7 protein-coding genes and 1 pseudogene are annotated in these 8,719 nt (G+C 65.4%); 7 read left to right on the top strand and 1 reads right to left on the bottom strand.

Annotation, left to right across the window (positions count from 1 at the left end; all coding sequences use genetic code 11):
- The 5 genes and pseudogenes from EOD07_RS12775 to EOD07_RS12795 form a co-directional block, all read left to right on the top strand.
- Positions 1–300: pseudogene (locus tag EOD07_RS12775) on the top strand (LLM class flavin-dependent oxidoreductase); the annotation flags it as partial.
- A 157-nt stretch (positions 301–457) separates the two neighbouring features.
- Complete coding sequence (locus EOD07_RS12780) at positions 458–1,627, top strand: AI-2E family transporter (protein WP_127235705.1); 1,170 nt, start codon at positions 458–460, stop codon at positions 1,625–1,627.
- Positions 1,628–1,714: 87 nt separating this feature from the next.
- Positions 1,715–2,536: an arylamine N-acetyltransferase gene (locus EOD07_RS12785; protein ID WP_127235706.1), complete on the top strand. Its 822-nt coding sequence runs from the start codon at positions 1,715–1,717 to the stop codon at positions 2,534–2,536.
- A gap of 3 nt (positions 2,537–2,539) precedes the next feature.
- Positions 2,540–3,538, top strand: a complete 999-nt coding sequence (locus EOD07_RS12790; RefSeq protein ID WP_127235707.1) for an LLM class flavin-dependent oxidoreductase — start codon at positions 2,540–2,542, stop codon at positions 3,536–3,538.
- Positions 3,539–3,662: 124 nt separating this feature from the next.
- Positions 3,663–4,463 carry an inositol monophosphatase family protein gene (locus EOD07_RS12795; RefSeq protein ID WP_127235708.1) on the top strand — a complete coding sequence of 267 codons (801 nt, stop codon included), beginning with the start codon at positions 3,663–3,665 and terminating at the stop codon, positions 4,461–4,463.
- Here EOD07_RS12795 and EOD07_RS12800 read toward each other — a convergent pair.
- Positions 4,453–5,472, bottom strand: a complete 1,020-nt coding sequence (locus EOD07_RS12800) for a LacI family DNA-binding transcriptional regulator (protein WP_127235709.1) — start codon at positions 5,470–5,472, stop codon at positions 4,453–4,455. The two genes, EOD07_RS12795 and EOD07_RS12800, sit on opposite strands and share 11 nt — an antisense overlap.
- Positions 5,473–5,690: 218 nt before the next feature.
- Here EOD07_RS12800 and EOD07_RS12805 point away from each other — a divergent pair, with 218 nt between their 5' ends.
- Together EOD07_RS12805 and EOD07_RS12810 are read left to right on the top strand one after the other, a co-directional pair.
- The gene (locus EOD07_RS12805) at positions 5,691–7,301 is read left to right on the top strand and encodes a sugar ABC transporter ATP-binding protein (protein WP_127235710.1); all 1,611 of its coding nucleotides are present in this window, start codon (positions 5,691–5,693) and stop codon (positions 7,299–7,301) included.
- The gene (locus tag EOD07_RS12810; RefSeq protein WP_127235711.1) at positions 7,298–8,593 is read left to right on the top strand and encodes an ABC transporter permease; all 1,296 of its coding nucleotides are present in this window, start codon (positions 7,298–7,300) and stop codon (positions 8,591–8,593) included. Before EOD07_RS12805 ends, EOD07_RS12810 begins: the two co-directional genes overlap by 4 nt.
- Positions 8,594–8,719: the final 126 nt, after the last annotated feature.

Below are 8,719 nucleotides of genomic sequence, written 5' to 3' on the forward strand. Positions count from 1 at the left end.
GAGGTGATGAACCGCATCGGCCGCGAGCGCGGCTGGGGTCCGACCTCGCGCGCCCATTTCGACCAGTCGCGTGGCCCGAACGGCGCGCTCTTCGTCGGCGACCCCGAAGCCGTAGCGGAAAAGATCGTCGCCCAGCACAAGATCTTCAACAACGACCGCTTCCTGCTGCAAATGGCGATCGGCACCATGCCGCACGCCAGGATCATGAAGGCGATCGAGCTTTATGGCACCAAGGTGGCGCCGATCGTGCGCAAGGAGACGGCAAAGGCGGCATCCGCCGCGCCGGCGCCGGCCGCCTGAGCTGTCGCTGCCCAAGCGCTTCCATGATCGCCGGCTAACGGAACCTTGGCCCGGCGAGCACGTTTCCTCGTCGATTGCACCGGTTGCGGTGTCTTGTTTTGACGCAATTCCCGACGGAAAACCGCTCACATTTTCCCGGAATTGCTCTGGGGAACCGATGAAGGCCGAGCCGATCGCTTCGGGCGCGAGCGTTGCCGAAAGCCCTGACATGCGCGCTGAGGCGCGGGCCGACATGCGCCTGATGCGGTCGCTGGTGATCGGGATCTTCATTCTGATGACGGCGGCGGCGCTCTATTTCGCCCGCGCCTTCTTCATGCCCGTGATGCTTGCCTTCCTGCTGACGCTGACGCTGACGCCGATCGTGCGTTTCCTGCGCAAGCGCGGCATCCCGGAAGTTGTCTCGGCGACGCTGCTGGTGCTGCTGTCGATCTTCGTTTTCGCCGTCGCGGGCTATCTGCTCAGCGGACCCGTCATCGACCTCATCAACAATTCCTATTCGATCGGCCAGCAGCTGACGGAGCGGCTGGCGCCGTTCAGGTGGCCGCTCGAACGGGTGACGGATGTCGCGCATCAGCTGGAAGCGCTGACCGAGACCTCGCAGGAGCCGGGCGTGCAGCGGGTGGCGGTGGCGCCGTCCGGCATGCTGTCCTCGGCGGCCAGCAACATCCTCGAAGCCGGCACCTCGATCACCATCGTCTTCGTGCTGTCGCTGTTCCTGCTCGCCTCCGGCACGCTGTTCTACGAGAAGATCGTCCAGTCCTTCACCAGCATGACCCAGAAGAAGCGGGCGCTGCGTATCGTCTATGACGTCGAGCGCGAGATCTCGCACTATCTGCTCACGGTCTCCGTCATCAATGTCAGTCTCGGCACGGTGATTGGGCTGGGCCTCTGGGGGCTCGGCATGCCCAATCCGCTGGTCTGGGGGGCGATGGCGGCCTTGCTCAATTTCCTGCCCTATGTCGGCGCGCTGATGACCGTCCTGATTGTCGCCATTATTGCGCTGATCAGCTTCGACACCATCGCCTATGCGCTGCTGGCGCCGGCCTTCGTGGTGTTGTGCGACATCGTCGAAGGCCAGTTCGTGACCCCGATGGTGGTCGGGCGGCGCCTGGAGATCAATGCGGTGGCCATCCTCATCGCCATCGCCTTCTGGTCCTGGTTGTGGGGCTTCGTCGGCGCGTTGATGGCGGTGCCGCTGCTGGTCGTCATCAAGGTTTTCTGCGATCATTTCGAAAGCCTGAGCCCGTTCGGCAATTTCCTGGCCGCGCAGCAGTCCATGGCGATCGAGGAAGAGCCCGCCGAAAACAACCACAACCAAGCGGCCTGAGGCTGGCCCAATCCCAAACCCCGCCCATTGTTTGCGACACCGGTGGCCAGTGCCTATATCGGACCGGTCAAGCCGGACCTGCCCTGAATGAGCGACTTCGATCTCGATGGCTATTTTGCCCGCATCGGTTATGGCGGGCCGACCGGCGCTTCGTTCGCCACGCTGCAGGCGCTGCACGCCGCGCACCCGCGGGCGATCCCGTTCGAGAACATCGATGCCTTGATGGGCGTTTCGGTCGGCCTCGACGTCGCCTCGCTGCAGGACAAGATTTTTGGCCAAGGTCGCGGCGGCTATTGCTTCGAGCACAATTTGATCTTCATGCACGCGCTTGACGCGCTGGGCTTCACCGTCGGCGGGCTTGCCGCCCGCGTGCTCTGGGGCCAGCCGGACGAAGCCGTCACCGCGCGCAGCCATATGCTGCTGCGCATCGAGCTTGGCGGCCGCACTTACGTTGCCGATGTCGGCTTCGGCGGCCTGACGCTGACGGCGCCGTTGCTTCTGGAGCCCGGGCTGGAGCAGCGGACGCCGCATGAGGCCTTCCGCCTGATCGGAACAGATGACCAATTCCGCCTGCAGGCCGATATCGGTAGTGATTGGCGCACGCTCTATCGCTTCGACATGAGCCGGGCCTATGAGGTCGACTACCGGGTCGCCAGCCATTTCCTGTCGACGCATCCAAGCTCGCATTTCCTGTCGACGCTGGTCGCCGCGCTCGCCTTGCCCGACCGGCGCTATGCGCTGCGCAACAGCCGGCTGTCGACGCATCATGCCGGCGGCCGCAGCGAGCAGCGCGAGATCGCGACGGCCACTGAGCTCGCCGACGTGCTGGAGAACCAGCTCGCCATCGTCATTCCCGACCGCGCCGCCTTCGAAGCGAGGCTGCGGGAAAAACGCATCGTGGAGACCTGATCAATGACGGACCTTTCGGTTCTCGACCTGTCGCCGATCGCGCAAGGCAGCACCGCCTCGCAATCGCTTGCCAATTCGCTCGACCTCGCCCGCCATGCCGAGCGCCTGGGCTACAAGCGTTACTGGCTGGCTGAGCACCACAACATGCCGGGCATTGCAAGTGCGGCGACATCCGTCGTGATCGCGCATGTCGCCGGCGGCACCAGGACGATCCGCGTCGGCGCCGGCGGCATCATGCTGCCCAACCATGCGCCGCTGGTGATCGCCGAGCAGTTCGGCACGTTGGCCGCGCTTTTTCCCGGCCGTATCGACCTCGGCCTCGGCCGCGCGCCGGGCACCGACATGATGACCGCGCGTGCGCTGCGCCGAAACCTCGAAAGCACCGACAATTTTCCGCAGGACGTGGTCGAGCTGATGGGCTATTTCCAGCCGGCCGAGGAAGGCCAGCGCATCCGAGCCGTGCCGGGCGAAGGCCAGACGGTGCCGGTCTGGATCCTCGGCTCCAGCCTCTATGGCGCGCAGCTCGCCGCGCTTCTCGGCCTGCCCTATGCGTTTGCCTCCCATTTCGCGCCGGCCGAGCTCGACCACGCGCTGGAGGTCTACCGCACGCGCTTCCAGCCGTCCGCACAGCTCGACAAGCCCTATGTGATGCTCGGCCTCAATGTCTCCGCCGCGCCGACGGATGCCGAGGCGAAGCTGCTGTTCAGCTCGCTGCAGCAGGCGTTCGTCAATCTGCGCAGCGGCCGCCCAGGGCAATTGCCGCCGCCGGTCGAGGATTACGACCGCGATCTCGACCCTATGGCGAAGAGCATGCTTGCCCAGGCGCTGTCCTGCGCCGTCGTCGGCTCGCCGGAAACGGTGCGCCAGGGCATCGACGCCTTCATACGCCGCACCGGCGCCGACGAATTGATGGTGACGGCGCAGGTCTTCGATCACGCGGCGCGCGTGCGCTCCTACGAGATTCTCGCCGACGTGCACAAATCGATGTCGAAGGCCGCCTGACCGCCACGGCTTTTGCCCGACACACTCGTCTGCTAAGGGCAGGCATTCCTCCTGTGTTTTAACGCAACTCCCGCGGAAAACCGCTTCACACTTTTCCTGGAATTGCTCCAGCGCGAGCCTGCCCGTGACCCATGATCTCGACGACCGCATGCATTTTGCCATCGACCTGGCGCGGCGCGCCGGCGAATTGGGGCTCAAATATTTTCGCGACCTCGACAATCTGGCCGTCGAGAGCAAGGGCCATCAGGACCTGGTCTCCGAAGCCGACCGCGAGGTTGAGCTGTTCATCCGCGCGGCGATCGCCGAGGCCTATCCGCAAGACGGCATCGTCGGCGAGGAGCACGCGGCGGTCAGCGGAACAACCGGTCATGTCTGGGTGATCGACCCGATCGACGGCACCGCCAATTTCGTGCGCGGTATTCCCGCCTGGTGCGTGGTGATCGCCTGCGCCACGAACGGCGAGACGGTGGTCGGCGTCATCCACGAGCCTTCGACCGACGAGACGTTCTACGCCCGCCGCGGTAGCGGCGCCTTCCTCAACGGCAAGCCGATCAAGGCCAGCAATGCGGCATCGCTTACCGAGGGCTCGGTAGGCACCGGGCTCTCCAACCGCGCCTCGACCAAGAATGTCGTCATTCTCATCACCTTGATATTGGGCGAGGGCGGCGTCTTCTACCGCAATGCTTCAGGAGCGCTCATGCTTGCCTATGCGGCGGCCGGCCGGCTGCTCGGCTATATCGAGGAGCACATGAACGCCTGGGATTGCCTGGCCGGCATGCTGCTGGTCGAAGAGGCCGGCGGAACGGTGCTCAAGGCCGATCCGAAGACGGTGCTCGACCAGGGCACGCGGGTGATCGCCGCCGGCAAGCGCATCTTCCCCAGGTTGCGGCTACTCGGCGAGAGCTCCTTCGGATTTACGCGCTGATGCTTTGCGCGACCGCGCCGAGCGGTCGGCAGGAATTGCGGATCATCAGCCGGCCCTTGAGCACGAGCTTGCGCGGCGGGGCGTCGCGGTTGCCGGCCAGCCGGTCGAGCAGAAGGTTCGCCGCCTGCTCGCCGATCGCCTGGACGGGCTGCGCCACGGTGGTCAGCTGCGGCACGAACACATCCGACCAGGGAAAATCATCGAAGCAGGCGACCGAGATGTCTTCGGGGCAGGATAGCCCGATGTCGCGGATCGCCTTCATGGTGCCGATCACCATCGGGTTGTTGGCCGAGAAGATCGCGCTTGGCCGGTCGTGCAGCGACAAGAGCTGCATGGTCGCGTTGTAGCCGTCGATCTCGTGGAAATTGCCGGAGCGTATGAGCTCCTCCGCCACGGGCAGGCCGGCGGCCTGCAGCGCCTCGCGGTAGCCGATCATGCGGTCATGCATGGGGGATATGTCGGAGGTGCCGGTGATGTAGCCGATGCGGCGATGGCCAAGATGGATCAGATAGGTGACGGCGTCGAACACGGCGCGCTGGTTGTCCAGCACCACCGCGTCGGTATCGACGCCCTCGCACAGACGATCGAGCAGCACCACCGGCACATTGGCGTCCTCGACGATGCCCTTCAGGATGCCGCCGTCGCCGACGCGCGCCACGATCAGCCCGTCGACCATGCGGTCGAGCAACAGACGTATCTGCTCGTCCTGCGTGTTCAGATCCTCGTCGGTGCAGCACAGCATGACGGCGTAGCCGGCGCGGTCGAACGCCTGCTGGATGACCGACACGACATCGGTGAAGAACGGATTGGTGATGTGCGGCACGGTCAGCCCGATGGTGCGCGTGGTGCCCATCTTCAGGCTGCGGGCGATGGCGTTGCGCTTGTAGCCGATGTCGCGGATCGCCTGCTCGATGCGTTGCGTAAGCTCGGGACTGACGGTGGCGGTACCGTTCAGCAATGCCGACACGGTGGCCACCGACACGCGCGCCGCCTCGGCTACGTGCAGCATGGTCGGCGCCGTGGATTTCCGCTGTTTTTTCCGCCCTGACGCCGTCATTTTCGAAACGTTTAGCCGCCCCTGTTTAGCCAAACCTACGTAAAGCCGGCATTTTTCGCAAGAATTGAAATGCATCAATCCTCAGTGACCAGATATGCGCTTGACACGTTCGAAACGTTTAGATTAGCGTTCGGGCAATCGAAGACGACGGAGGAAGGCCGTCCTTTTCCATGCAGCGCGCTGGCTCCATCACGACTGGCAATGCGGCCGCCAAATCGCTTGGAAATGCCGGTCCCGCCGTCGTCCTGGGCGCGACTGGTATTTCCAAGCGATTTGGCGGCATCACCGCGCTGTCCGATGTGAAGCTGGACCTCAGGCCGGGCGAAGTGCATGCGCTGATGGGCGAGAACGGCGCCGGCAAGTCGACGCTGATGAAGATCCTCTCGGGCGTCTATACGGATTACGAAGGCGCTGTTGCCGTCGACGGCCAGGCGGTTCGTTTCACCGGGGTCCGCGACGCCGAGGACGCCGGCATCGCCATCATCCACCAGGAGCTCAACCTCGTTCCCGAGCTCAGCGTCGCCGACAACATCTTCCTCGGCCGCGAAAAGCTGATCGCCGGGCTGGTCGTCGACCGCAAGGCGAGCAGCCGCGCGGCAAAAGCGCTGCTGCAGCGTCTCGGCATCGAGCTCGACCCGGAAGCGCGCGTCGGCACGCTCAGGGTCGGCGAGCAGCAGCTGGTGGAGATCGCCAAGGCCCTGTCGAAATCGGCGCGCATCCTGATCATGGACGAGCCGACCTCGGCACTGTCGCCGGCCGAATGCGAGCGACTGTTCCGCATCATCCGCCAGCTCGCGGCAAGCGGCGTGGCGATCGTCTACATCTCGCACCGCATCGACGAGGTCATGCACTTGGCGAGCCGGGTGACGGTGCTGCGCGACGGGCGCCATGTTTTGACGCAGGATATGGCGGCGCTGGACGAAGACGCCATCATCTCGGCCATGGTCGGTCGCGACCTCCTGGCGTCCTCCGATCATGAGCGCGGCCCTGGCGGCAAGATAGCGCTTTCGGTCAGGGACCTGTCGCTGTCCAAGCCCGACCGGCAAGGCTGGCGCACGGTGATCGAGGGCGTGAGCTTCGATCTTTCGGCGGGCGAAATCCTCGGCATAGGCGGGCTGCTGGGTTCCGGCCGCACCGAAATCCTGGAGGCGATCTTCGGCTCCAGCGATGGCCGCACCGGCGGCGAGATCAGGCTCGACGGCGTGCCGGTGGAGATCGGCTCGCCGCGCGAGGCGCGCCGGCTGGGCATCGCCTTGGTGACCGAGGACCGCAAGACGCAAGGCCTGCATCTCACGGCCTCGATCACCGACAATGTCGCGCTGCCCCTGGTCGGCGCGCTGGCGCGCTTCGGCCTGCGCTCGCGTTCGGGCGAGCAGGGCCTGGCGCGCGAGGCGGTGAGCGCGCTCGGCATACGCTGCGAAAGCATCGAGCAGGCCGCCGGCACGCTGTCGGGCGGCAACCAGCAGAAGGTGGTGATCGGCAAGTGGCTGGCGACGCGGCCGAGCGTGCTTCTGCTCGACGAGCCGACACGCGGGATCGATGTCGGCGCCAAGCGCGAAATCTACGACCTCATCTTCAAGCTGGCGGGCGACGGGCTGGCGATCGCCGTGATCAGCTCGGAGCTGCCCGAGCTCCTGCATCTGGCCGACCGCATCCTGGTCATGGCGGAGGGCCGCCAGCGCGGAATCCTGTCCCGCGCCGATGCCAGCGAGGAAGCGATCATGCGGCTTGCCGCGCCCAGACTTGCCACATCAAGAAGGACCGAGAGACCTGCCGCATGAGCCTCATCAGCCTTCTCTCCCGCACCAAGCTTTACTGGGGGCTGATCGCCATCTTCCTGATCGGCGTGTTCGGCTCGCCGATCAGCTCCAAGGGCAACAACATCTTCCTGTCCTACGGCAATCTGCTCGACGTGCTGCGCCAGGTGTCGACCACCGGCCTCATCGCCACCGGCATGACGGCGGTGATCCTGACCGGCGGCATCGATCTTTCCGTCGGCTCGCTGATGGCGATCTGCTCGGTCGTCTGCGCCATGCTGCTCACCGTGCCCGGCGTCACGCCGTCGGCGGCGCTCGGCGTGCCGACGACCGCGCTGGTGGCGCTCTGCCTCGGCGCGCTCGTCACCCGCTTCATCCTGCTCAACATCGAGAAGTCCCGCGCCGGCGCGGACGCCAGCCGCGAGGTACGGCTGGGCAAGGCGCGCGGACTGGTCATCCCGGGCGTCGTCGGCGTGGTGCTGTGCTGCCTTTCGCTGTGGTACCTTCTGCCGCAGGTCGAAACCAAGTTCGGCGTGCTCGGCGTGCTGCTGGTGGCGCCTTGCGTCGGCCTTCTGTTCGGCACCATCAACGGCTTCATCATCGTCGCCGGCCGCCTGCAGCCCTTCATCGTCACGCTGGCGATGATGGTGACGGCGCTTGGCATCGCCCGGCTGACCGCCGGCCAGAACAATGCGGTGCTGCCGGTCTATACCGGCTCCAACGCCACCGAAGAGTTCGAGATCCTGCGCTCGCTGGTGTTCGGCGTCGTGCCGATGCCCGGCCTGTTCTTCCTCGGCGCGGTGGTGATCTACGGCGCGGTGCTGCGCTTCACGCCATTCGGCCGCTATGTCTACGCCATCGGCGGCAACGAGGAGGCGGCACGGCTCTCCGGCATCGCCGCCGGACGCGTCAAGATCGCCACCTATGCGGTGTCCGGCCTGCTCGCCGGCATCGCGGCGGTGCTCTACGTGGCGCAATACCGGCAAGGCAAGCCGGATGCCGGCGCCGGGCTGGAGCTCGACGCTATCGCCGCGGTGGTCATCGGCGGCACCAGCCTGATGGGCGGGCGCGGCAGCCTGATCGGCACTTTTTGCGGCGTGCTGATCTTCGGGCTGCTCTCCAACATCCTGCAGCTGCACAACATCAATTCGAACCTTCAGCTGGTGCTGAAGGGAGCGATCATCATCGGCACCGTGCTCGTGCAGGAGCGCAACGCCGGCGACATCTTAAGCTATCTGCGCCTGCCCAACGGACGGACGGCGCAAAAGGAAACGGCCGCGGCCAAGCGGCCGTCACAGGAGACCTCGTCTCTATAATCCGGAGGAAACAGGACCATGACACGACGTGATATGCTGAAGCTCGCCACCTTCGCGGCGGCACTTCTGACGACCACCGCGCTTCTTTCCAGCAACCACGCCTTTGCCCAGGACAAGAAGTGGAAG

It is taken from the genome of Mesorhizobium sp. M2C.T.Ca.TU.002.02.1.1 (assembly GCF_003997225.1).

Coding starts and splice junctions, on each gene's coding strand:
- EOD07_RS12780 (WP_127235705.1), top strand. CDS start 458: ATGAAGGCCGAGCCGATCGCTTCGGGCGCGAGCGTTGCCGAAAGCCCT.
- EOD07_RS12785 (WP_127235706.1), top strand. CDS start 1,715: ATGAGCGACTTCGATCTCGATGGCTATTTTGCCCGCATCGGTTATGGC.
- EOD07_RS12790 (WP_127235707.1), top strand. CDS start 2,540: ATGACGGACCTTTCGGTTCTCGACCTGTCGCCGATCGCGCAAGGCAGC.
- EOD07_RS12800 (WP_127235709.1), bottom strand. CDS start 5,472: ATGCTGCACGTAGCCGAGGCGGCGCGCGTGTCGGTGGCCACCGTGTCG.
- EOD07_RS12805 (WP_127235710.1), top strand. CDS start 5,691: ATGCAGCGCGCTGGCTCCATCACGACTGGCAATGCGGCCGCCAAATCG.
- EOD07_RS12810 (WP_127235711.1), top strand. CDS start 7,298: ATGAGCCTCATCAGCCTTCTCTCCCGCACCAAGCTTTACTGGGGGCTG.